This window comes from Microcoleus vaginatus FACHB-2002 (genome assembly GCF_040004035.1).
Lineage (GTDB): Bacteria > Cyanobacteriota > Cyanobacteriia > Cyanobacteriales > Microcoleaceae > Microcoleus > Microcoleus vaginatus_C.
In genome coordinates this window covers 56480-80348 of the sequence record NZ_JAMPLN010000002.1, presented here as the reverse complement: position 1 = coordinate 80348, position 23869 = coordinate 56480, and the positions used below count along the sequence as shown (strand labels likewise).

At 45.5% G+C, this 23869-nt stretch carries 19 protein-coding genes, 1 tRNA gene and 1 pseudogene; 5 read left to right on the top strand and 16 right to left on the bottom strand.

Annotated elements, in window-relative coordinates; all coding sequences use genetic code 11:
• The first annotated feature begins 49 nt into the window (after window positions 1-49).
• Window positions 50-673, top strand: a complete 624-nt coding sequence (gene cobO / locus NDI35_RS02050; RefSeq protein ID WP_445311277.1) for a cob(I)yrinic acid a,c-diamide adenosyltransferase — start codon at window positions 50-52, stop codon at window positions 671-673.
• Between the two features lie 49 nt (window positions 674-722).
• Here cobO and NDI35_RS02045 read toward each other — a convergent pair whose 3' ends face one another.
• The 7 genes from NDI35_RS02045 to ribBA all read right to left on the bottom strand — a co-directional run bounded on the left by NDI35_RS02045 (window position 723) and on the right by ribBA (window position 12046).
• Window positions 723-3260, bottom strand: coding sequence for a CHASE4 domain-containing protein (locus tag NDI35_RS02045; RefSeq protein ID WP_445311276.1), 2538 nt, complete (start codon window positions 3258-3260; stop codon window positions 723-725).
• 188 nt (window positions 3261-3448) lie between these two features.
• Window positions 3449-3946 carry a hypothetical protein gene (locus NDI35_RS02040; RefSeq protein WP_445311275.1) on the bottom strand — a complete coding sequence of 166 codons (498 nt, stop codon included), beginning with the start codon at window positions 3944-3946 and terminating at the stop codon, window positions 3449-3451.
• A 464-nt stretch (window positions 3947-4410) separates the two neighbouring features.
• Entirely contained in the window at window positions 4411-5415 is a 1005-nt protein-coding gene (locus NDI35_RS02035; RefSeq protein WP_333068118.1) for an RNA polymerase sigma factor, RpoD/SigA family, read from the bottom strand.
• A gap of 878 nt (window positions 5416-6293) precedes the next feature.
• Window positions 6294-8027: a helicase HerA domain-containing protein gene (locus NDI35_RS02030; protein WP_445311274.1), complete on the bottom strand. Its 1734-nt coding sequence runs from the start codon at window positions 8025-8027 to the stop codon at window positions 6294-6296.
• 98 nt (window positions 8028-8125) lie between these two features.
• A complete protein-coding gene (locus NDI35_RS02025) occupies window positions 8126-9565 on the bottom strand; it encodes a pentapeptide repeat-containing protein (RefSeq protein WP_445311273.1) in 1440 nt (479 codons plus the stop codon).
• Window positions 9566-9613: 48 nt separating this feature from the next.
• Window positions 9614-10066, bottom strand: a complete 453-nt coding sequence (locus NDI35_RS02020; RefSeq protein ID WP_445311272.1) for an HAD domain-containing protein — start codon at window positions 10064-10066, stop codon at window positions 9614-9616.
• 264 nt (window positions 10067-10330) lie between these two features.
• Window positions 10331-12046: a bifunctional 3,4-dihydroxy-2-butanone-4-phosphate synthase/GTP cyclohydrolase II gene (gene ribBA / locus NDI35_RS02015; protein ID WP_445311271.1), complete on the bottom strand. Its 1716-nt coding sequence runs from the start codon at window positions 12044-12046 to the stop codon at window positions 10331-10333.
• A 170-nt stretch (window positions 12047-12216) separates the two neighbouring features.
• Here ribBA and NDI35_RS02010 point away from each other — a divergent pair, with 170 nt between their 5' ends.
• The gene (locus NDI35_RS02010; RefSeq protein WP_445311270.1) at window positions 12217-13065 is read left to right on the top strand and encodes a DNA-methyltransferase; all 849 of its coding nucleotides are present in this window, start codon (window positions 12217-12219) and stop codon (window positions 13063-13065) included.
• On the opposite strand, the gene NDI35_RS02005 is transcribed toward NDI35_RS02010, so the two are convergent.
• Window positions 13057-13890 carry a ScaI family restriction endonuclease gene (locus NDI35_RS02005; RefSeq protein WP_445311269.1) on the bottom strand — a complete coding sequence of 278 codons (834 nt, stop codon included), beginning with the start codon at window positions 13888-13890 and terminating at the stop codon, window positions 13057-13059. The two genes, NDI35_RS02010 and NDI35_RS02005, sit on opposite strands and share 9 nt — an antisense overlap.
• A gap of 179 nt (window positions 13891-14069) precedes the next feature.
• Window positions 14070-14142, bottom strand: a tRNA-Phe gene (locus tag NDI35_RS02000).
• A gap of 133 nt (window positions 14143-14275) precedes the next feature.
• Between NDI35_RS02000 and NDI35_RS01995 the strand changes: the two genes are divergently transcribed.
• Complete coding sequence (locus NDI35_RS01995; RefSeq protein WP_445311268.1) at window positions 14276-16984, top strand: glycosyltransferase family 39 protein; 2709 nt, start codon at window positions 14276-14278, stop codon at window positions 16982-16984.
• Window positions 16985-17073: 89 nt separating this feature from the next.
• Window positions 17074-18009: a cobalamin-binding protein gene (locus NDI35_RS01990; protein WP_445311267.1), complete on the top strand. Its 936-nt coding sequence runs from the start codon at window positions 17074-17076 to the stop codon at window positions 18007-18009.
• Between the two features lie 138 nt (window positions 18010-18147).
• On the opposite strand, the gene NDI35_RS01985 is transcribed toward NDI35_RS01990, so the two are convergent.
• From NDI35_RS01985 to NDI35_RS01955, 7 genes are all read right to left on the bottom strand, one after another.
• Window positions 18148-18756: a fasciclin domain-containing protein gene (locus NDI35_RS01985; RefSeq protein ID WP_445311266.1), complete on the bottom strand. Its 609-nt coding sequence runs from the start codon at window positions 18754-18756 to the stop codon at window positions 18148-18150.
• 165 nt (window positions 18757-18921) lie between these two features.
• Window positions 18922-19704, bottom strand: a complete 783-nt coding sequence (locus NDI35_RS01980) for an MBL fold metallo-hydrolase (protein ID WP_445311265.1) — start codon at window positions 19702-19704, stop codon at window positions 18922-18924.
• Between the two features lie 446 nt (window positions 19705-20150).
• Window positions 20151-20738, bottom strand: coding sequence for an anthranilate synthase component II (locus NDI35_RS01975; RefSeq protein WP_333079394.1), 588 nt, complete (start codon window positions 20736-20738; stop codon window positions 20151-20153).
• A 177-nt stretch (window positions 20739-20915) separates the two neighbouring features.
• The gene (locus NDI35_RS01970) at window positions 20916-21428 is read right to left on the bottom strand and encodes a diacylglycerol kinase (protein ID WP_445311264.1); all 513 of its coding nucleotides are present in this window, start codon (window positions 21426-21428) and stop codon (window positions 20916-20918) included.
• A gap of 161 nt (window positions 21429-21589) precedes the next feature.
• Window positions 21590-22126, bottom strand: coding sequence for an rRNA maturation RNase YbeY (gene ybeY / locus NDI35_RS01965; protein WP_333331639.1), 537 nt, complete (start codon window positions 22124-22126; stop codon window positions 21590-21592).
• A gap of 209 nt (window positions 22127-22335) precedes the next feature.
• The gene (locus NDI35_RS01960) at window positions 22336-22554 is read right to left on the bottom strand and encodes a DUF3285 domain-containing protein (RefSeq protein WP_333240833.1); all 219 of its coding nucleotides are present in this window, start codon (window positions 22552-22554) and stop codon (window positions 22336-22338) included.
• Between the two features lie 148 nt (window positions 22555-22702).
• Window positions 22703-22984: a tetratricopeptide repeat protein gene (locus NDI35_RS01955; RefSeq protein ID WP_510182634.1), complete on the bottom strand. Its 282-nt coding sequence runs from the start codon at window positions 22982-22984 to the stop codon at window positions 22703-22705.
• A 111-nt stretch (window positions 22985-23095) separates the two neighbouring features.
• Between NDI35_RS01955 and NDI35_RS01950 the strand changes: the two are divergent.
• Window positions 23096-23832: pseudogene (locus NDI35_RS01950) on the top strand (IS1 family transposase).
• The last annotated feature ends 37 nt before the right edge of the window (window positions 23833-23869 follow it).

Genomic DNA, 23869 nt, shown 5'->3' with positions numbered 1-23869 from the left:
GCATCCATCAGCGTCTATTGGCGTTCATCTGCGGTTAAAAAAAAATCTAATGGAAACTAAAGAAACCACTGGCTTAACAGCCGAACAGCACAAACAGAAAATGCAGCGCCGCCAAGAAGTGCAATCACAGCGAATCGCTAACTCTTCCAAAGAAAAAGGTTTAATTATAGTCAATACCGGTAACGGTAAAGGCAAAACTACAGCCGCTTTGGGAATGGTTGTGCGATCGCTCGGTCACGGATACCGCGTCGCTATAGTACAATTTATCAAGGGAGCTTGGGAACCCGCAGAGAAAGCCGTTTTTCAACTCTGGGAAAAACAGCTAGAATTCCACGCAATGGGAGAAGGCTTTACCTGGGACACGCAAGACCGTGATCGAGATATCGAAACAGCTCAAAAAGCCTGGGAAAAATCCCTAACTTTCATCTGCAATCCCGAATTTAAATTAGTTCTTCTAGATGAAGTCAATATAGCCTTAAAACTAGGTTATTTGCAAGTCGAGCAAGTGCTTTCCGGGTTAGAACAAAAACCAGAAGAAACCCACATTATTTTAACAGGCAGAGGCGCTCCGCCAGCGCTAATTGAACGGGCAGACTTAGTGACAGAAATGACATTAGTTAAGCATCCATTTCGAGAACAAGGGATTAAAGCTCAAGCAGGTATTGAGTATTAATGTTGTTGGTAGTCAAGACTTTTTCGCCCCTCTCAAATTTTAAAAAGAGCTATGCTGGCAACATCAAAGTAAAAGTTGACCCCTTGCCAAACTCGCTAATCACAGTAATTTCTCCCCCCAGCATCTGAGAGTATTTCTGCGCTATTGCCAAACCCAAACCCGTACCTCCGTACTTGCGGGTAGTCGAGGCATCAGCTTGCGTAAAAGGTTGAAATAACTTTTGTAGCTGTTCAGGAGTAATCCCAATTCCCGTATCCGTACACTTAATAATTAACTGTTCCGAATTCCTACTTTTCTCGTCATTTTTAATTCTTTCAACGCTGAGTGTAACTGTTCCTTTATGAGTAAACTTAGCTGCATTACTGAGCAAATTAAACAAAATTTGAGTAAACTTAATTTGATCGGAATACAATGCGCCAATATTATTAGGACATTCCACATTCAGGTGATTAGTGTTTCGCAAAAATAGCGGTTCAACAGTTCTGGCTACATCTTGAACAGCCTCCGACACGTCAAAAGTTTCTAATTCAAGTTCCGCGTGACCGGCTTCAATCTTCGACAAGTCCAGAATATCATTAATTAAGGAAAGTAAAAGCTGGCCTGAATTGTGAATTCTCTCCAAATCCGACACAAAATTTTCTTCGCCCAAATCTAAAGCCTCTTCTTGCAGAATCTCGCTGTAACCGATAATCGCATTCAGAGGAGTTCGCAGTTCGTGGCTCATGTTAGCCAAAAACTGACTTTTAGCCAAACTAGCTGCTTCTGCGGCTTCCTTTGCCTTGTAGAGTTCTGCCTCGGCTTGCAAGCGGTCGGTCACGTCGTGAGCCAGCACTAATTCAGCATTTCTGCTATCAAATACCAGAGCATAAGAAGTAATTTCTACATCAATAATTGTCCCGTCTTTTTTCTGGTGCTGCCACACACCTGCAAACTCAATACCGGCATCTACTTGGAAGATATTTTCTAGCAATCTCGGCAGCTCTTCGGGAGGACGAATGTCCGCAACGGTCATGTTGAGAAATTCGTCGCGAGTGTAGCCGTAGTGTTTGACAGCAGCCTGATTGACGGCTATAAATTCCAGAGTTTCTAAATCGTAAACCCACATCGGATGGGGGTTATTTTTAAACAAAAGTCTGTAGCGTTCTTCCGAGGCTCGCAGTTGGGCTTCGGCTTGTTTGCGCTCGGTAATGTCGCGGACAACCGTGCAAATAATCTCGCGGCCGCCGTAGGAAATCACGCTCCCGCTCACTTCCACATCCACGCAGGAACCGTCTCGGCGACGGTAGAGAACTTCGCCAATTCTAAATTGTTTGTCCGTCAGCAGCAACTCGATATTGTTGTCAATTATGTCTTTAGAGTAAGCGATGATATCGTAAATAGTCAGTTGCGAAATCGCATCAGGACTGTAATCGAGCAAGTTTCTAAACGCTGTATTGGCTTCTAACAGGCGTTTGGTTTGAGCGTCCCACAGGAAAATGCAATCTGTAGCTTGCTCGACTACGGCTCGGTAGCGGGCTTTTTCCTCAAGTTGTTCGCTGTCGGCTTGGGCGATCGCACTCAACATTCCGTTGATAGTATGGGCAAGGTCGGACAACTCGTCTTCGCCCGTAACCGGCAGTCGCACCGAGAGGTCTTGGCTGCTGCTGACGTGGTTCACTGCTTTCGCCAAACCGCTCAACCGAGACAGCACCAGACGCTCTAGCAGTAGCAGAGTGCAGCCGACCAACCCAACTCCCGCTAACGCTACAGACCCCAGCAGGTACAGCAAACTAATTTGACCTTGCCGATATATTTCTCTGGGGATATCAACCCGCAATAGCAGCGCAGGTTTGTTGTAAATATCGCGGATGAGAGCGTAACCCGCGATCGACTCTTCGCTTAAAGGACGCACCAAAATCGGTTTTTTTTCCGACAGTTTCTCCCGCATTTGCTGAAAGTCAGCAGGCAAATTAGCCTCATTCACGCTGTGTACGATCAGCGGCAAGCGAGTAATTTTAGAAACCTTCGCAATGCCTGCAGCATCCAAATTGCGCCCGAATATCAGCGTACCTCGGATCGGGCCGGTGCTTTTAGTCGTGAGAATAGGTCGGGAAGTAATCAGTATTGGCCCTGACGGTAGCAGCAGGATACCAGCGAGGCTGCTTTTGGTGTTAGGGTGCTGCAACAGCGGGTCACTGAGAGAAATGCGCCGTTTTAATGCTTCTGGAACAGGCGTTAGTTTCAGCTTTTCGCTGTCTAAACCCGTACCGTAAACTATTTTGCCAGAAGTATTGACAAATACGGCTATATTAACTCTTATATTAGCCAGCCCTTCTGGAATTAAATTAGAGGCAATGTATTCTGAGTTGCGGTTTTGGATAAAGTCGTAGGTGTCGTCCCAGGACGACCAGTCGGCAAAGCGCGAGTTGAATTCGTCTGCGGTTTGCCCGAACACGCTGAGCACTCCCTTGACAACCTGTGTGGCTTCTTGTTCCTCTGCTTTGATCATGCTGCCCAAGAGGATGCTTGAGGAGGCGACATACAGAATGCCAGTCAATCCAGCGATGGTAATGCCAATGATCGATAGTGTTTTCCGACGCAGTTTCATCTTGCCATGTGTGTGGTGTCCGTCCGAAATTCTCAACTCAGGAGCAATTTTACTACTGTTTCCTGAACCCTGAGCGAAAGCAATGTGGTCCGGGGGCCCCCGATGTATCAGTAGGGTTGCTTTCTTCAATTCTAAAATCTAAAATCTAAAATCTAAAATCTATTGACGAGTGGCGCAGCGCGTGTTTCCTACTTTTCCCACACCTGCTGCTTGTGAGATTCTTTGCAAGTACCCAAGATGCGCCGATCGTTCTCGCTGATCGTAGAAATTGGGTAATATTGTTGCAGGTTTACGGAGTAGGGAGAGCGACTGCCGTCGTAACTATCCACTACTATTAAATTTAACTGAGTTCGATCGCTTGTGCCGTAAAAACAGTAAAAAGCAGACCGAGGCAGGTAAAAAGCGCCGACTACCTTACTCTGCCGCATTTCAAATACAAAATATTCTTGTTTAATTTCCTCTGGCTGGCTCGACTGGCCGTAGAGGTAAATGCCATCTGCTAAACCTGTGCTAGCTGTATCTAGCCCAGGATTTGGCTGAGATTGCGAGCTTAAAACGCCGGATTTGATGTCCGAGTCGTGTGCTCGGCGTGCGGGGAATGCGATGCTGAAGTTACCGGGCGAGAGAGCAAGCACGATCGCGATCGCTTCTAAACTTCCTGTCAATATCAAATAAGTCAAAACCACTCCAGACCCCTAAATTTAAAATAGCTGGTTCCAAGCGCCTCTTGTACCAGTTTCACAAAAATTGTAGAGAAACCGGGTATTTGGCTTAATGTTGGCTATAAACTTAAAGGAACGATCGCCCGCCCGGTTCCTGAACTTAAATCTAAGATTAGTTTTGACAAATTTTGCGTCCGCCCTGATTGGGCAATCCACCCGTCAAATAATACCATTTTAGATTTTAAGTTTTATAGTCCTGGACGCACATACTACGATTTTCTGTCCGAAGACTACGTAGTGAAGCAATCTCAAACCCTTGATTTAAGATCGATAGTGCGTAACTCCTGTTTTAGATTAAAGAATGGAATAATTAGCAATGACCTATTGCCTAATTGTGTGAATCACGGGCTTACAGTCACATTCTTTTTTCAAACTGGTATAGACGTAAAAAAAGTTGAGATTTTGGGAAATCTCAACTTTTTTAGTGACTAACTAGCCAAGTATTCTCGGACTTGAGATTGGCGGCGCCGCAGGTGGGCAAGGGCTTGATGTTCTAGCTGCCGCACCCGTTCCCGGCTGAGATTTAACCGTTCTCCCACTTTCGCCAGAGACATTTCTGTGCCGTCTTCCAAACCGAAGCGCAGAATTATCACATCTCGCTGCTGGGGAGTCAGTTCTGATATTAAAGTATCGAGGTCTTGCCGCAGCAATTCCGAGGTAATGTAGTTGTCGGGAGATGCAGTTTCGTCTTCTAAGAGTTCTTGCAGTTCGGTATCTTGGTTGTCTCCTACCCGCAAGTCCAAAGAAACTGGATGTCTTGCCATCAGCAGGTATTCCCGAATTTGGGAAGGGTGCAGTTCCAAGGCTGCAGCAATTTCCCCGGGGGAGGGAGACCGGCCCAACTGCTGGGTAAGTTCCCGCTGTACTTTTTTGATTTTGTTGAGTTTTTCGGTGATGTGAATTGGCAATCGAATTGTGCGGGCGTGTTGAGCGATCGCGCGGGTAATTGCTTGCCGAATCCACCAGTAGGCATAGGTAGAAAATTTGTATCCCCGCATCGGGTCAAATTTTTCGACTCCTCGTTCTAAACCAAGGGTGCCTTCTTGAATTAAATCCAAGAATTCCATATTGCGTTTCTGGTATTTTTTGGCGATCGCCACTACTAGCCGCAAATTCGCTTCAATCATCTTTTGCTTAGCCCGCCGCCCTATGTGTAAGATGCGGCTAAGTTCAGGTTCGGTCAACTCCATTTCGGCAGCCCACTCTTGATTCGTCAGATCCCGCTGCCATTCTTTAGCAAGTGCTTGTTTTGCTTCGATTAATTTCATCATTTGCTGCACCTGCTTCCCGAAAACAATTTCTTCTTCTCGGGTTAGCAGGGGTACGCGACCGATCTCGTGCAGATAGGTACGAACCGTATCCGTTGAGGAGTATGGCCGGCTGCCCATGCGATCGGCTTTCACTGTTTTGTTTTTGGGGGTTGTGGTGGACATGGGTGAGTATTGCACTCCTTGTAACAACAGATAAAAAGTTGGTGATACCCTGTCCCACTTTTGCAAGTGGGATAAAGACTGCGACAAAGGGGATGTTTCCCCTCATGTTTATCGGTGACGATCGGTAGAAGCTTTTTGTTTGGGATTACTTTTGTGCTGGATTTTCCAGTAATCCCCGTCGATTTTCGGTAGCTCGCTAGCTTTAACGGCTAGTTCAAGGCGAAGTGAAGCAAGAGTTTAGTTTTCTCAATATTATTCCCAATTTTGAGGATCGTAAAGGGTAAAAACCTCTGTCTTAAGGTCAAGATTCTACATTTTTCCTTAAGGTTTTGAATTCCCTGTTAGTTTTAACTGCCACTTAACTTCACAATACTCATGCAAACAGACTCATGCAATTCGAGGGCTTTGTTTTGCTCTCTGTTCCATCATCGCTTGAAATTTTCTCGCTGCCTAGATGGTGGGATGCGAGATAACCGAACTCGATCGCCGTATTAGATGGGAGTAACTGTTTAAAATATTTCTTGACATTTTTATTTAAATATGCTAAAGCAATTCTGCTACGAGTAACGACAAGGTGTATAAAGGCTGGCTGTTGCCCTGTTTGACTTTCATTGTGCCCCTAGGCTCCATCATCTCCATCATGTTTAAGCTTAGGCAAATTTTGGGCAGTTAGGGATGAGGGGTGAGGGGGTGAAAGGGGAAAAGCTTCTGACGGAAAGCTGGGGGCTAATTTTTTTGAGGTTCGATCGCACTTTTGCGTTTATAACTGAGGCAAAAATCTGATATTTCTGTCATTGCCAGCGATCGCCAATTGTTCGCCAAGACTAATTTACAGTAACATTTGCCTAATTTCTGTAATGAATCTAGCAGTTTTCAATCTAGAACCCCAGATCCATTTTAGCAGCTTCTGCCTCGGCAAATACTTGTTCATCCGGCATTTCTTGCCAGTCAATATCCCCGATTTCTCTGTAGAATTGCTCATCGTAGGGGCGAGTTTGCACGACTACGGGCATCGGTACGGCGTGCCCCAAAACTAATGCTTGCTGTTTGGAGTCGAGTTTTGCCAAAACTGAACGCAAACTCTGCCCTCCTGAAACGCCGGTGAAAATAGCATCGATGTCTTTATCGTCGTTTAACAAGGCTGTAATGCGGGTGCCTACTTGCGACATGACTTCGGCATCGATGCCGGAAGGACGCTGGTCTACAATCAGCAAGGTTACGAAGTATTTTCGCATTTCTCTGGCGATCGTACCGAAAATAGTCGATCGCACGATCGCCGGATCGAGAAAGCGGTGAGCTTCTTCAATGGTAATCACCAATGGCTGCGGGCGATCGCACGGATTTTTGCTCTGCAAAAACTTTTCAGCTTTCCGCACGTAAGCTTGGTGAATGCGGCGAGTAATCACGTTTGCAGCCAACATATAGGACAGCAAATCAGAGTGGGAACCGAACTCAATTACTACATTCTTCCCTCCATCCAAACACTGCAAAACTTCAGTTACATAATTTTTTGGACAGCGTTTGCGAATGTATTTCAAATCATTCAGGCGCTCTAATTTCCGCTGCAAAGCCATAATCGAAGACTTATTTCCCCGCTTTTCTTCGCAAAACATTTGGATATCTTCGTTGGTCATTTCCAGCAACTGGTTGATCCAACCACTTCCCAACTCATTTCGCAAAATAATCGCATTTTCGATACTAGCTTCCGACAAATTTAACTCACGCTGCACTAGCGCGATGTCTTCCACTTCAATTTGATCAAAACTCAAAAACAACTCTTGAGCGTCGCGGACTCCCCGGCGTTTGGTCGATTCTGGATCGAGGGTATAAATCTGCATTTTATCGGGAAACAACTGCCGCAAACCTTTAACAGTGCTGAACTGTTTGCCTTCCGAAACTGCTTCCCACCCGTACTCCGAGTGCATATCAAAAATTAGATTAACAGCAGCTTGCTTGCGAATAATTCCCGACAATAGCAAGCGCGTCAGAAAAGATTTTCCCGTTCCCGACTTCCCAAAAACTCCGTTGCTGCGTTCCACAAATCGGTCTAAATCCAAGCACACAGCAACGTCCATGTCAATCGGTTTGCCGATCGCAAAATTGCGGCGGTACGGGTCATCTTCCCAGCCAAAAACTGCCCGAAAGTCTGTTTCTTTGGCATCAAACACCTGGGAAAAGTGGCTGGGAATAGTTTTGACCGGCAGCAACTCAATATCCGCACCGGTTTGTGACTCAAAAGAAGCCAAATTTCCTAACGCCAGCTTATTCTCGCGAACTCCGCCGTTTTGCGTCGGGTCGAAAATTGCCTGCTGTTTTTCTCGTTCTGCAGTCAACATCAACATCGGCGACAGTTCGATCGTACCGTAGGTGCTGCTACCGGCTAGCACTGCCAGAAGAAAATCGTCGTCGGGATTGGGAGGATTCGATAAAATGCGGGCGCTAGAAGTTCCGAGAGACACGTCGGTGAGCATACAGAAAAAGTGCGATCGTACCCCCCGCACTACTAGAAATTTCCCCACCCTCATATCTTCCACCGAAACGTCGGCGTGCAGTCGCACTTCTAATCCCTTGCTCAGGGAGCCTTGAATAACAGAGCCTAACGGTCGATCCATTTTAGATTTTAGATTTTAGATTTTAGATTGTTAATAATCGAGCAATTTTCGATGGGCGATTTTTTATTTTAGATTTTCGATTGTTAACAGTCAACTAATTACCATTCCGATTCTAGTGGCAATTCAAAAAAACTCGGACTCAGATGTATATCGGCCAAATCGGTTTCGCTCAAATAAGCATCGGTCAAAAATACCCCTTTTAAACTTGCGCCTTTGAGGTTAGTACCTTTCAGGTTAGCACCTCTGAGATTAACTCGGAATAAATGAGCATCGCTCAAGTCTGCCTCAGTTAAATCTGCTCCCTCCAAATTTACTCTCATCAAATCTGCTTTTCTGAGGTCAGCTTCGTTTAACTTAGCGCCGCTGAGGTCAGCTTTTGTCAAGTCTACACCTCTCAAGTCTGCCCCGCTCAAGTTAGCGAACAGCAAAGTAGCTCCCGTGAAATCTGTCTCCCTCAAATCTGCATCGCTTAAATTAGCGCCGCTGAGGTCAGCCCTTGTTAAGTCTACACCCCGGAGGTCAGCAGAACTCAAGTTTACTTGGTGTAAAATTGCGCCGCTTAAATCGGCTCCTCTCAAATCTGTTTGCTCCAAGTTTGCACCTTTGAGGTAAGCTTTTTTTAAGCTAGCTCTGCTGAGGTCTACATTTTTGAGATTGACCGAAGTTAAGTTAGAACCGCTCAAATTAGCTCCGCTTAAATCTGACCCGTTTAAGTCGGCTCCGGTTAAGTTTACCCCTTGCAGCGATACATTGGGAGCAATTAAATAAGCTCCGCCCAGACTGGGGTCGATACCTTCTGAAAACAATGTTTTGTTGCTGTAAACAGCTTTCTCCAAAATCGTGCCGCTCAAACTAGCTTCCCTCAAGTCCGCTGCGCTGAGGTTGGCTCCTGCTAAGTTTGCCCGATCGAGTTTTGCGCCAAATAAAATAGCTTTGTATAAGTTTGTCCGCCGCAAATCGGCTCCTTTTAAATCGGCTTCGGTCAAATCTACCATAGCCAGATTTAAGCCAGGGAGCGAAGCATTGGGAGCTAGCAAAAATGCTCCCATTGCACCCGGATCAATATCTTCGGGAAAGATAGTCCGGTTGTTGTATACGGCCTTGTCTAAAATGGCGCCGCTCAACTGAGAACCGCGTAAATCCGCCCCGCTAAGGTTGGCTCTGGTTAAGTTGGCTTCGTGGAGATTTGCTCCAACTAAATTAGCCTTGATCAAACTTGCTTGTTTGAGGTTGGCGCCCGTGAATTCGGCTCCTACGAGATTAGCTTCTCGGAGGACAGCACCAGTCAAATCAGCTCTAGTGAGGTTAGCTAAATTAAGAAATGATTCAGCTAAATCCGCCCCGCTGAGATTAGCACCGCTGAGGTCGGCTTCAATCAGGTCTGCATACCTGAGCATAGCGCCGCTGAGGTTGGTTTCTCGGAGATCCGTGCCTCGGAGGTTGGCTCCCCGGAGTTCCGCACCGCCAAGGTTGGTGCCTTTAAGTGCTTGTCCCCTGAGATCGAGTCGGTGCAGAAAGTCACCAACGTTCATTTCCATGTCAAATTCACCCTCTCTATTCCGATACTTTTTTCCTAACCTTTGAAATCAAGTTAGATATTCTGAAAGTACCTTTGCTGAGTTCTGGTCAAAACCATTGTAATCATCAATAGCCACAACTGGTGCATCTGGCGGATAGTGTTCTGGAATATCGTCAATGGCTACCCAAGGTGAGTTTTCTGCTTGATTTTGTCGAATATACTCAAGAACTTCCTGGTGTCGTAAATATTTGTGTTGGGGAATATTTTTGGGGTTGAGAAAAGGGGTGAATCCGATAATACGGATAGCGATATCTGGTGAAAATAATGGCGGGATTACCTCGAAGGGGAATATTTCACGCCAGGATGATGAAATTACTACTCGTACATTAGGATAGGAACGAAGGACATTTTCAAAGTGATTAAGGCAAACTGAATTAAATTTCATTATATCTGTTTGCAAACTCGCTCCATTTCTTCTGTCAGGAATAAGTACACCATCAATGTCTAAAAAAATTAACATTAACTAAAAGTCCTAGTGAATAATTTAATGAGTATTAATACTGCTTAATAATATAAATGTGCAGCGACGCTTCTTTCTCAAGTGTTCGCTATATCGATTTGTTAGACTGCAATCAACTTAGTTATTCACTGTTTTTATTGGTGGCTGCTTTCTGACGAAAGGAAGATGCTGGTATCAACAAGTATCCTTCTGAAATTCACAGTTTTTCTTGGCTTCTGCCTTCCCCCCTGCTGGGGTAGGGGGGTTGGCTTCTACCTTCTGCCTTCAGGCAAGAGGAGCAAAACTGTAGATTTTTTGAGGTTCGAGCCGATCGCAAATTCCGGTTAATTCCGACAAAAGGAATGTCTCGCGATCGAGCTGGACTTGCAGGGTTTTGAGCGGATCTGCACCGGAGGAAACCATGAATTCTAATGTTTGCAAATTCGCCTCAGTGCTGATTTCGCCCAAAATTTGGCCGATCGCCCTGACATAAGGATGGTTTGGATCTTTGTACCAATCGGGGGCTGCGAGTCCGGCTTGATCGAAGCCTAGATGAACGATGAGGGAGCCTTCTCCGAAAAGGGCTATTCCCACCGGCCGCGCTTCTTCTTGCAGCAGCAAGTGCTGGTTAGCCGCCAAATGCCGCAGCTTTTCGAGGTGTTCGTACCGATTTTGAATGGCAGAATCTTCCTCTTTCCCTTCTGCTTTCTGGCTTCTACCTTCTTCCTTCGTTTCGTTCCACTGAATCGCCACTGTTACTAAATAAGTTTGCAGTAGCATATGACCGAGTTTTTCGGCTTTTGTTGCCAAATAGATCGAGTTGTAATCTGTGGCTTCAATTAGTAAGGGGACGCGATCGGCTACTTCAATCCCGTAACCTTTCAAACCCGCAATTTTGCGCGGGTTGTTGGTAATCAACCGAATTTTTTTAACTCCCAAATCGTTGAGCATTTGTGCTCCGACGCCGTAGTTCCGCAAGTCGGCGGGAAATCCCAACCGTTCGTTGGCTTCTACAGTATCCAATCCCAAGTCTTGCAGCGAGTAAGCTTTTAGTTTATTTACCAATCCAATACCCCGGCCTTCTTGGCGCAAGTAAACGATGACGCCAGAACCGACATTTTCGATCATTTTCAGTGCCGCTTGCAGTTGCATCCGGCAGTCGCAGCGCAGGGAACCCAAAGCATCGCCGGTCAGGCATTCGGAATGCACCCGCACCATCACGGGTTTGTCTTTAAATTCTGCCGGGTCGCCCTTGACAATAGCAACGTGTTCTGAATTGTCTTGGGTGTCGCGGTAGGCGTAAATCATAAACTCGCCGAATTGAGTGGGCAATTTGGCGACGGTTTCGCGGCGGACGAATCGATCGTGCTTGAGTCGGTAGCTAATTAAGTCGGCAATACTAATTATTTTGAGGTTGTGGAGTTTAGCGTACTCGATTAATTCGGGCAACCTCGCCATCGAACCGTCGGGGTTTTGAATTTCGCAGATGACGCCGCTGGGATACAGGCCGGCGAGTCTGGCGAGGTCAACGGAGGCCTCGGTGTGACCGGCGCGTTTGAGGACGCCACCGTCGATCGCCCGCAGGGGGAAAATGTGACCGGGACGGCGCAAGTCTTGAGGTTTGGTGTCCGGGTGGATGGCTACTTGGATAGTGCGCGCCCGGTCTTCGGCGGAAATGCCGGTACTGACACCGTTGACTGCATCGATGCTGACGGTGAAGGCAGTTTGGTTGTTGTCAGTATTTTTGCTGACCATCAGGGGCAGTTCTAGGCGATCGAGCCTTTCGCCGCTCAATGCCAGACAAATCAAACCCCGCGCGTTCACGGCCATGAAATTGATGTTGTCGGGGGTGGCGAATTGGGCGGCACAAATCACGTCGCCTTCGTTTTCGCGATTTTCGTCATCGACTACTACCACCATGCGACCTGCTTTGAGGTCTGCGAGGGCGCTGTCGATCGAGTCAAATTGAAAGGATTGTGTTGAGGAGTTGTTATTTGGCACTGAGGAGTTCAAGCTATAAACAGTAATGTTATGGAAATAGAATGTATTTGTGATTGTAACCTTTTGTTTCCGACAGGGCGATTCCCCAGTCCAGATGAGTTTGACAATATTTCTAAACTCACTTACTATAAATTTTACACTTTGTCAACAAAATATCTCCCCAATATTTCATGAGCTTGACTGATATCGCGAAGATTTTAGGTAAACCGTACTTTCAAGCTCCTAATTGCTTAATTTATAACATGGATTGCTTGGAAGCATTGAAGCTGCTGCCCGATCAATTTGTAGATTTAACCGTTACCAGCCCGCCTTATAACATCGGCAAAGAGTACGAAAAATCCTTGGTGTTAGATGAGTATTTAAACTGGTGCGAGCAGTGGATAGCGGAGGTTTACCGGGTAACGCTCGATCGAGGAGCGTTTTGGCTGAATTTAGGTTATTTCTCAATTCGCGATCGGGCAAAAGCAATTCCGATTTCCTACCTGCTTTGGGACAAAGTGCCTTTTTATCTAATTCAAGAAGTTGTCTGGAACTACGGCGCAGGAGTTGCGGGCAGCAAGTTCTTTTCACCCCGCAATGAAAAGTTTCTCTGGTATGTGAAAAATCAAGACAAGTATACATTTAACTTGGATGAAGTGCGCGACCCAAATGTGAAATATCCGAATCAGAAAAAGAACGGCAAGATTAAAGTAAACTTAAAAGGCAAAAATCCGACGGATGTTTGGCAGTTCCCAAAAGTTACGTCGGGGAAAAACCGAGCTTCAAAAGAACGCACGCCTCACCCCGCTCAATTTCCTGTTGCTGTTGTCGATCGCATCATCAAGTCTGCATCAAATTTAAACGAAATTGTTTTAGATCCCTTTATGGGTTCCGGGACGACAGCAATTGTGGCTCTGGGTTTGCAGCGTCAAGTTATTGGATTTGAAATTAGGGCTGATTACTGTGAGATTGTGGCTACTAGAATAGATGATTTTTTGAGGGATAAGGAACTCCCAGAAGCACAGTTATCTTTATTCTAAAGTTGGTAATTGCAGCAATTTATAACGTTCAACAGCAGGACTTAATTTCGCTTGTTGCCCAGTTGCAGCGGCTTGACCTTGCCAATCTTCTCGGTCTAACCATCCAAATCTGACTAAATTAATCTGCGGAAGTTGTGAGCCGGGAATGTTTTTGTTTAATTTCTGGAAATTAACAACAAGATAATAGCCCGATTTATTCTTCTTTCCTTCTATACCAGTAGTGCTTAGTTGAGTATAACTGCGATTTCCATATGTATTACGATTACTTGAAGAAGTTTTAATCTCGATCGAGAAGCAATCATCTAGAAGACAGACCAGATCTTTTTCAGTAGCCTTTTCTTCGCGACGCCAAACTTCTGGGTATCGCCTAGTCAATTCTAATGGGATGAGTTCGTGCAAAAAGTATCCCATAATTTGGGGACGGGGAAATAAATCTACACCTATTTTATAGTTTTTGCTGGTAAAATTAGATTCAAATATTTCTCGCCAGACTTGAATTACTACTTCATATATTTCGTTGGGGGTAAGTGGATGTATCTCTATCAGTTCCCGCGTTTTTAGTGCCCAATCTTCTGTGGCAAGCCCCGCATAAGGTGAAGTCATTGACTCTATCCCCTCCAACAATTTGCTTAGCGGTACTTCCAAAGCTTTAGCTAGACGCACAATATTCAGAAGAGCGACATTTCTCTCGCCACGTTCTATGCCGCCAATGTAATTTCGATGCAGTTCTGCTAGTTCAGCTAACTCCTCTTGGCCTAGCCCCCTAGCTTTTCTTAATTTCCGAACCTGTTCGCCAAATATTTTAAGCTGATAATTTTCTGTCACGCCAAAAATATAAAGCTTATAAGTGTTTCACATCTACACACTATGAGTGTTAACTTGAAAAAACGCTTTAAATCTACACACTATGAGTGTTAATTAAAAAAAAGGCAGAAATATTTGGATTCTCCGAGGAGCAAATGCCTAAACAAAAAAAAGCCCTCAACTTTGTGAGGGCTTTGCGATGCCAGGAACGAGACTTGAACTCGTGACACGTGGATTTTCAGTCCACTGCTCTACCAACTGAGCTATCCCGGCTTGTTTTTTCGCGCTTTACTATCTTAGCAGACACATACAGAATTTAGCAAGCACTTTTCTCAATTAATTTTTCGATCGCCCGGAACCGCCCGCCTGTAAGCTAAAAGCTGCAACCTAAAATCCAAGAATCGCAATGGCACAGCAACATCGGGACAGCGAGGGCAAGAGTCTGCTTGTCTTAGGCATAATTTGGCTGCTGGGGGCAATTAGCGATCGCCTCTGGTTTGCCCTCGATCGATCTGTCCCGGCGTGGGATCAAGCAGACTACCTGACTAGCACCCTGAAATACTTGCAGGCGTTGCAGCATCCTCAGTGGCTTTCCGGGGAGTGGTGGACAAACTTCTGGCTGCTTTCGACGAAAATTCCCCCCTTGGTATACATCTTAACGGTTCCGTTTCTTCAGGTTTTTGGTACCGGGGGCGATCGGGCAACCCTCGTTCATCTATTATTTAGTGCAATTCTCCTTGCCTCAGTCTACAGTCTGGGCGTCCAATTATTTAATCGGCAAGTCGGTTTGTGGGCCGCTGCAATTTGCGTTTTGTTACCGGGGCTTTATCGGTTCCGCTTGCAATTTTTACTCGACTATCCCCTCACTGCAGCGATTACTTTTGCTTTCTATTGTTTGACTATGTGGAAGGCTTCTGAAGGAAGAAGGAAGTTCGGCAACGGATTCTGTAACGGATGTAACGGATGTCAGGAAGAAGGAAGTTCGGCAACGGATTTAACGGATGTAACCGATAGAACTCAGTTGGAGGAACCAACAAAGAAAAAGTATAAATTCTCCCCCTCCCCCACTCCCCCACTCTCCGCGTCATCTTTCTTTTGGGCGATCGCCTTTGGAATTTCTCTCGGCTTATCAATATTAGTTAAACACACTACTGTATTATTTCTGTTTACCCCGATTGTGTGGTTGGCTGTTGGTGCTGTGCGGCAAAAAGCTTGGGGGAGATTAGGTCAATTAACTGGTGCTTTGTTGCTGTCTGCGGCTGTGTTTGGCCCGTGGGCGAAAACCAATTGGCTGTTAATTTTGACCGGGGGAAAACGGGCAACGCTGGATTCTGCGATCGCCGAAGGAGATCCGGCCATCAATACGATCGACGCTTGGATTTACTACGGCCAACACTTACCCGAACACATTTCTTGGCCTCTGTTACTTATTCCCTTAGTAGGATTGATACTTTATTGGCGTCGTCGGCAAGATAGTTCGTCAATCTTGCATATTAACTCCTGTCGCTGGCTGGCTGTTTTCTGGGGAGGAGCTTATTTAATTAATTCTCTAAATATCAACAAAGATGACCGATATGTGATACCTTATTTGCCAGTTTTATCTATTTTCTTAGCCTACTGTTTAACGCTGTGGCCTTCTCGGTGGGGACGACAAATTCGCTGGGGTACAATTGGCTTGGCAATTCTGGCGATGCTGTTCCATATCTTGCCACTGGGAGGTGCTCTGGGACATAGCTTAGTCCAAATTATCAGTCCCGGCAATTCTAACTATCCTTACTTGGGGAAAGAGTGGCCGCACCGAGAGGTAATTGCAGAAATTATTGATAGGGAACCTTATTTGCAATCTACTTTAGGCGTGTTGCCTTCGACGCCGGAAATTAACCAGCATAATTTTAATTTTTACGGTGCTTTGGCTAATTTTCAGGTTTACGGGCGGCAGGTGGGAACGAATTTAAAACAAGTCCCGCAAGATGTGCGATCGCTCTCTTGGTTCGTAACTAAAAGCGGCCCCCAAGGTTCGATTCGCGAACGTATTAAACAAGCTCAAAATGCAGCAGTTACGGCAATTGAAAAAGGGGATAAATTTGAGTTAGATAAAACTTGGGTTTTGCCAGATTATACTAATTTAAATCTTTATCGCAAGCGAGTTCAGCCTGTCGAAATACAGCCGTTGAATGAAGGGCGAGCGCAAGTACAATTAGATCGAGTTACTGTCGCTGCAAAAGCAGTTCCCGGAGTCGCGCTGCCGGTTACTTATACTTGGTCTGGCCCTTGGCAGCAGTTGCAGTCTGGTTTAGTGTTGGTAACGTGGCAAAATCAGCAGTCTGGCGATATTCCACCGGGACAGACTTTCAGGATTTTACACGATCGCGCGATCGCCCAGGCGACTTTGCATCCGGGGATTCTGGAAGCGGATAAATTTGCTGTGGGGTTTCGAGTTGTCGATCGCACGGCGATGCTTCCTCCTGCTAATATTGCACCGGGAACTTACAATCTGCAAGCTACTTATCTAAATCGGAAAACCGGCGAAACTTATCCGATTAATGTGCCGGCAGTTAGTGTTAAAATCGAGGCAGAGCCTTTGGATATGCGTTTCCAGGCAGAGCGTGGAAACGAGAATAATACAGATAAGCCTGAGTTAGATTTGGTGACTCAATTGCGGGCGATGGCGGTTAATTTACCCAAAGGATTGCCCGGTTTAGAACCTGTGTTCGAGCAGATTGGGCGCATCAATCAGTACGATCCAATTCAAGATTATACCGTGCAAGCGGAACAAGCGTTAGAATATCGGTTGCAGCAGGAACCAAATAATCTAGAATTGGCTTATGCTTTGGCATTTTCTCGGGTATTGCAGCAGAATGTCGAAAGTGCGATCGCAGCCTTAGAAAAAGTCACTCAACTCGACTCTCAAAACCCTTACGCTTATGCTTATCTCGCTTTTGTACACCTGTACGGCTGGCATCCCAAAGCCGCTCAAACAGCCTTAAAACCTGCTCTCGCTCTCAACTCCAATCTACCGGAAATTAGAATTTTAAACGGTGTAGCGGCTCTGATGCAAGGTAATCTCATTCAAGGATGGCAAGATTTGCAATACTTAAAAAAACTCAAAATTTAACAACCCCTTTTTTTGTGGCACGGGCGTCCCGCCTGTGCTTATAAATCTGTTACGCCTGTGCTTCTAAATCTGTAAAAAACAGAAAATCAATGAACCAACTCAGAATAGTTTCTCTAATTCCCAGTGCCACCGAAATTGTAGCACTTTTAGGATTAACCGATGCAATTGTGGGTCGTTCCCACGAATGCGACTATCCCCCAGAAATCCAAAATTTACCTGTTTGCACTCAACCTAAATTCAATCCCGAAGGAACTAGCAGCGAAATTCACAACCGCGTGACAGAATTGTTGCAAAATGCGCTGAGTGTCTATAAAGTAGAAATAGATACTTTGGAAAAATTGCAGCCGACTCACATTATTACTCAAGCTCAATGTGAAGTCTGCGCTTGTTCTCTGACAGAGGTTGAACAAGCAGTAAGCACGCTAGTAAATAGCCAGCCGGAAATTATTTCTTTGCAGCCGAATCTGCTAGCAGAAATCTGGACGGATATTCAACGAGTTGCTGATGCTTTGGGCGTAGATGGCAAAAGTGCGATCGACCTTTTGCAATCCCGCATCGATGCTATTATCTCCCAAACACAAGCATCATCTATTCTTAACACAAAAGAGAGAGTTCCCAAAGTAGCTTGCATCGAGTGGATTGAGCCTTTGATGGCTGCAGGTAACTGGATTCCCGAATTAGTGGCAATGGCGGGAGGCAATTCGCTATTTGGAATTGTCGGCGAACATTCCCCTTGGTTAAAATGGGAATCGCTAGTAGAAGCTAATCCCGATGTAATTATTTTCATGCCTTGCGGCTTTGATTTAAACCGCACTCGCAGCGAAGCAATGCAGATAACTAAATACGCAGAATGGCCTAATTTGCAAGCAGTAAAAACAGGGAAAGTTTACATAACTGACGGCAATTCTTACTTTAATCGGCCGGGGCCGAGATTGGTTGATTCGTTAGAAATTTTAGCAGAAATTCTCCATCCCGAAATCTTCGATTTTGGCTATCGGGGTAAGGGTTGGCAGCCCTTTTTGTAAGTACCCGCAGCTAGCTAAAGCTTTATGTATATTAATTCTGAATTGCCTGCCATACAAATAAGGACACAACAATGTTGTGTCCTTATTTCGCTTTCATTTAACCGAATCTAACATCAATTGATGCAAAAACCGCTAGTCTTACTTCGCATCAGGGGGCATCAGCACCTTGTCAATTACGTGAATAACGCCGTTGCTAGCTTTGATATCAGCCGTCACAACCTTAGCGTCGCCGACAGTAACTTTGCCTGCGTTAACTCCCACCTTCAGCGAGCTGCCTTCAACACTTTTCACATCGCCGGATTTCAGGCTAGTAGATACAACCGAACCAGGAACAACGTGGTAAGCTAAAATCTTAGTAAGTTGGGCTTTGTTTTCCGGTTTGAGCAAATTCTCCACAGTTCCTTCTGGCAAAGCCGCAAATGCCGCGTCTGTCGGTGCAAAAACAGTGAAAGGGCCTTTTCTTTGTAAAGTGGCAACCAAGTCTGCTGCTCCCAAAGCCTTTGTCAGCGTCTTGAATTGAGGGTCGCCCGATGCAATAGCAACAATATCCTTAGCAGCGGAAGTTGGCGCTGGTGAAGCAGCGGTTTTCACTTTTCCTGCAACTTGTGAAATTTGAGTTGAATTAGCAACATTGGTGTTGGAGGTGATGTGAGCCCAAGCCGGGAAACCGATTAACGCGCTAGCGCCGATTATTCCTGCGAAACCTGTCAGTTGTTTCATCCAGCTAGGTAAATTTTGATTTTTCATTGCGCTTGCATTTCCTTAGGAGATAAAACAGTGAACATGAATTGTTATGTTAGCCAAATCTCGACAAAAGGCAAGGTTGCCAGAGGCTAAGGTAGAGAGAAAATTCTCTTGCATCCCTGATCGACCAAAACTTCCTTAATATAACGCAACCTAAGAAATCTGGCATTAACCGCTAAATCTGTAACTCAAAACCTCAATCACCGAACCAGTTTGAGGTAAGTCAGCAGCTTTGATCGAAATCGTGTCATTATTCAATCGCCGCACCGGCGTACCATCCATCAGCGCCAAGAATTCATCTAGTGGCACTAAATCGCACGCAGCAGGATCGGCGGCTTGGGTTTTGAAATGTGTCGGAATCACCATCTTTGGTTTGAGAAGTTGCAAAGTTTGCTTCGCTTCCGCCGGAGTGTAAGCTTTGGGCCCGCCGCCCACGGGAATCAGCACTACATCGGGCCGCCCGATCAAGATTTGCTCTTCAATGCCGATCGGGCCAGCAACTCCGCCCAAGTGTAAAATCTTAACGCCCGCTTGCTGCCACAGCCAAGCCACATTGACCCCAAATCGTCGTCCTCCCTCACGGTCTTTTTCCGTCCGAATCCCTTGAATCCGCAGCCCGTTAGACCTGTAAGCCCCTGGCTCGTACAAAAGGCCGGGATTGCCCGCAAATCCGTCGATCGCCCCTTCATCGAGCAACCGACTGCTAATCAGAATCAAATCTGTTGGCACTTTAGGAGAGCGATAGCCTGCGGTACAGCCCAGGGGGCGAAAAGGATTCACCAGCACCCTCGCACCGCCTCCGGCAAACAAGAAGCAAGTGTGGCCCAACCACTGAACCGACAAAGAATCAGCAGTTTGAGCTTGATAGCTTTCCCATCCAGATGGTAAACCAGTGAAGAAAGCTGCTAGCAAACCCGTCTGTGCGTAACGTATTAATTGTCGCCGTTTCATCTTGTGGTTGGGGTTGTCGGGTGTTGGTCGTTTGTTGTTATACCACAAAACACCGTCAGTCGATTTTAGATTTTAGATTTTAGATTTTAGATTTACTTGCAGCATTGAATCTGGAATCTCGAACAGGAGTCTAAAATTTGGGGTTCACCACGACAGGAGTGGGGGGCTTGTATCCCTTTTGGGGCGGTTCAGGTGCGAAAATGTGTACCTTACTCTCACCGTAAGGTGCTATAAGACAATAGTCCGGACAGTTTTTATATAGCCCAATAGCTTATGCTCGCTTGACTTTGAGCCAGTGTGGATAATTAAATCAATGTCAGCTCCACCCCTGACTTACATTTAATTCGACTTTTTTATGCTCCTTGCCCCGTAAAGCTTGTAGAATCGTTCCAAAAACTGTCCGGAGTATTGATAAGAGCGAACCCTACAAATTCAGAGAAATTCAACTAAAGCCGTTCCAAGAAATTTCGCAATAATTGCTTTCCGGCAGTCGTCAAAATACTTTCCGGGTGAAACTGTACACCTTCAATGTGCGGATATTCCCGGTGCCGCACGCCCATAATAGTTCCGTCTTCAACCCAAGCGGTAATTTCCAAAACTTCTGGACAACTCTGCTTTTCAATTACCAAACTGTGATAGCGAGTTGCAATCATCGGCGATTCCACGCCCTGAAAAACTCCGACTCCTGTGTGTTCTACCTGAGAAGTTTTGCCGTGCATCAACAGGGGTGCAGAAACAATTTTGCCGCCGAATACTTGACCGATACTTTGATGTCCGAGGCACACGCCTAAAATTGGCAGAGTCGGCCCCAACTCTTTGATTAATTCCAGAGAAATTCCCGCATCTTCCGGTCGCCCCGGGCCTGGAGAAATCACCACGGCGGCAGGCTGTAATTGGCGAATTTCTGCTAAAGAAATTTGGTCGTTGCGGTAGACTTGCACTTCGCTTGCTACGGGCAACTCAGCACCGAGTTCTCCTAGATACTGTACCAAATTGTATGTAAAACTGTCGTAGTTATCGATGACTATAATCACGGGTTAAGTTAGATTTTAGGTTTTAGATTTTAGATTTTAGGTTAACTCGCTGTCTGAAAGCAAGGGTTTCAAGATTTTAGATAGATGCCGAAGATAAAAATAGCTGCAATATAGACGAATAAAACTAAAAATCTCAAATTGGTCATCTAAAACCTAAAATTTGCTGAGTCCAATAAGTTACTGACCGGCGATCGCAATTTGAACGACTGCCCACAAAGGAGGCAGCAGAAGTGCAGCACCGACTATGATCGCAGCCATTGCTGATACCAGAACGGCTCCGGCACCGCAGTCTTTGGCAATTTTGGCTAGTTCGTGGTAAGATTGACCGACTGTCAAGTCTACCACGGATTCGATCGCCGTATTCAACAGTTCCATGGCTAAAACTATGCCAATGGTGACACCGATCACAGATATTTCTACAGGTTTCAGTTGCAAAAATAGGCCGAGTCCGATCGCCAAAGTGCCAATAACAGTGTGAATCCGAAAATTGCGCTGAGTTTCAAAAGCATAACTCAGACCCCCCCAAGCGTATCTAAAACTCGTAGCTAAGCTAGATGCGATTTTCCAGGACAGCTCTCGGTTGTATTTCAAGGCTTTTTTAGGCTCGTGGACTGTCTGGCTAGAAGAGTCTTGAGGCATGGGCAGAAACTGTGCGATTTGTGATGAAATTGAGGGTCTATCTAGTGTCATAAAGAACCAACTTTAATTTACAGAGATGAATGAAAGCTAAACTTTTCAAATTAACTTCATCAAGTCTAGGTAACTTTTCTAAGTTTTTACTAAAGTTTTGGTTTAATTTCAGAAAGTTATGTTGGGCTTGACATGATTTGTTAAATCACCATCAACTTAAGTTATGCTGTTTGGATCGTAAGACCGATCGCCCGCAGCAATGTTTCTTGTCGATCGAGCATTTGAGTCAGACTTTCTTCATCCGGGTGATCCCAGCCCAAAAGATGTAGAAAACCGTGGGCTGCCAGCCAAGCTAGTTCGGTCTTCAGGGGATGTCCTTGCTGCTGGGCTTGTCGGTTAGCTGTATCGATCGAGATGACGATATCACCCAAGTATAAAGGTTCAGATGACTGCATTTCCTCTAGTTGAGGACAGTCTACCTCTAAAGCTGCGAAAGCTAATACATCGGTCGATCGATCGAGCTGGCGGTACTGGAGGTTGAGGGCTTGCATTTCCGTATCGGCGGTTAAACGCAGACTGACTTCGTAGCCCGGGGCCACTGGCACATCCGCCGCCTGGTTTTCCAGCCAAACGCTAAACCAATTTTCCCAGGTTTCGGCCCAAATCTCCCCGCTGGCTGCACTCTCAGGGAGGTTGGAAGCGTCGGCTGACTGCTGGGCGATCCCGTAACAGTCTTCGACGTTCACCTCAATTAACATTTTTTTGCTCTCCTGTCAAGGGATGATATATTCAATTTTTTTACAAATTCCAATTGCGCGATCGAACGGCAGGGGATTTTGCTGTTGCTGGAAAGATACAGTAATCTGTTAGAGATTGCAACAGGCAGGCAGAACAATCAGCTTAACTCCCGATTAAGAAAGATCAAAAACATCACCAGAAATTAGAGGCTGATTGTTGGAATCCCCGATTAAGAATTGAAATAGCGATCGAGAAAAGCCAAACCGACGAGTACGCCTAAAAGTCCGATCGCTGTCAAGGCAAAATGAAACAGAGAAGTCGCCCTCTTGCGAACCATGTTCCGCATCGCCAGCTTGACATAACTCGGTGGAGGTGCATTGTTTGTCGGCGCTGTGGGGGTTTCGGCGGACTCTTCGGAGGCGGGAATTGCTGAGGGAGGTTGACTCATAGTCGTTAGTTTAGAAGGTTAACAGAGGGACTGTTGAGGACAGACTCGTCCCGATGGTAACAAATATGTAACGTTTTGTGTAGGAGTTTTTAGATTTCAGATTGCCGCAGGCTGGTTTCGCGCAGCAGAGAATCGGGCTAAACTTTCTTCAGCCATCAGCCATCCGCTGAACTTCAGCAATAATTCGCCTCACTGTCTTCGCGTCGGGCGATCGCAAATGCTGCAAAATGTCCAAAGATTCCTGTAAATAATTCAAGGCTTTGTCAAAATCTCCCTTCTTATCTGCTAACAACTGTCCTAACATTGCGAAACTAGCCGCTTTCCCTTGAAAATCGCCAATCTTTTCCTTAAGTTCGAGAGATTGTTCATAAAATGCGATCGCCTTTGCTACTTCCCCTTGATCCGCATAAATTCCTGCTAGTTGGTGCAAAGTAGCAGCTTTCCCTTTAACATTCCCAATCTTTTCCTGGCGTTGTTGAATTGAGGTACGATAGAGCGAGTGAGCGATTCACAAAAACCAATTAACTTAATGTCAAAGCCAATGAAATTTCCTGAAGATAAGTCTACTCATGTTAATAAAAATGCGCCAATAAAGGCAAGCAAAATTATATTTGTGTTGACTGTGGCAGGCAATTTAGAGATTGCTATCAAACCCACCAGTGTTACGCGCAAGAAGTTAAATATCAATACCTAAAAATATATGTCAATGGGATGGGTTTTCGTGCGAGTAAGAGAGTCAAAGACCTGCATCACACGACAATAATTAATTGGCTCAAGCAAGTTGGAAAGCTGCTACCATACGCTTACGATCTAGAGACAATTCCCGAAGTAGGAGAACTAGATGAGCTACAAACCTTTGTCGGATAAAAAAACACAATCTGGGTGTGGACAGCAGTAGATTACTTTAGACCAGGTATTCTAGGATGGGTATTAGGAGACCGAGCGTCCTAAAACGTTTGAACCTTTGTGGGATGTAGTTAGTAGATGGGGATGCTATTTTTATGTGACGGATGGCCCGAAAGTTTATGCCATGTTTATTCCAGAGAGAAACCAAATTATGTGCCGAACTTACATGGCTTGCGGTTGAAGGTGAAAACACAAGATTAAGACACTATCTGGCTCGCTTAAAACGAAAGACTTTTTGTTATTCTGGCAGCCGAACAAATGCTCAGATATCCAATTAAACTACTTATTCATTATCTCAAGTTTAATGATGTTCCCCTTCCCTATTCAATTAATTATTTCGAGCGAGCATTAGTCACCGCACGCGATCGCTAAACCCTACCCCAATTCCGCAACGCCATATCAGAAATTA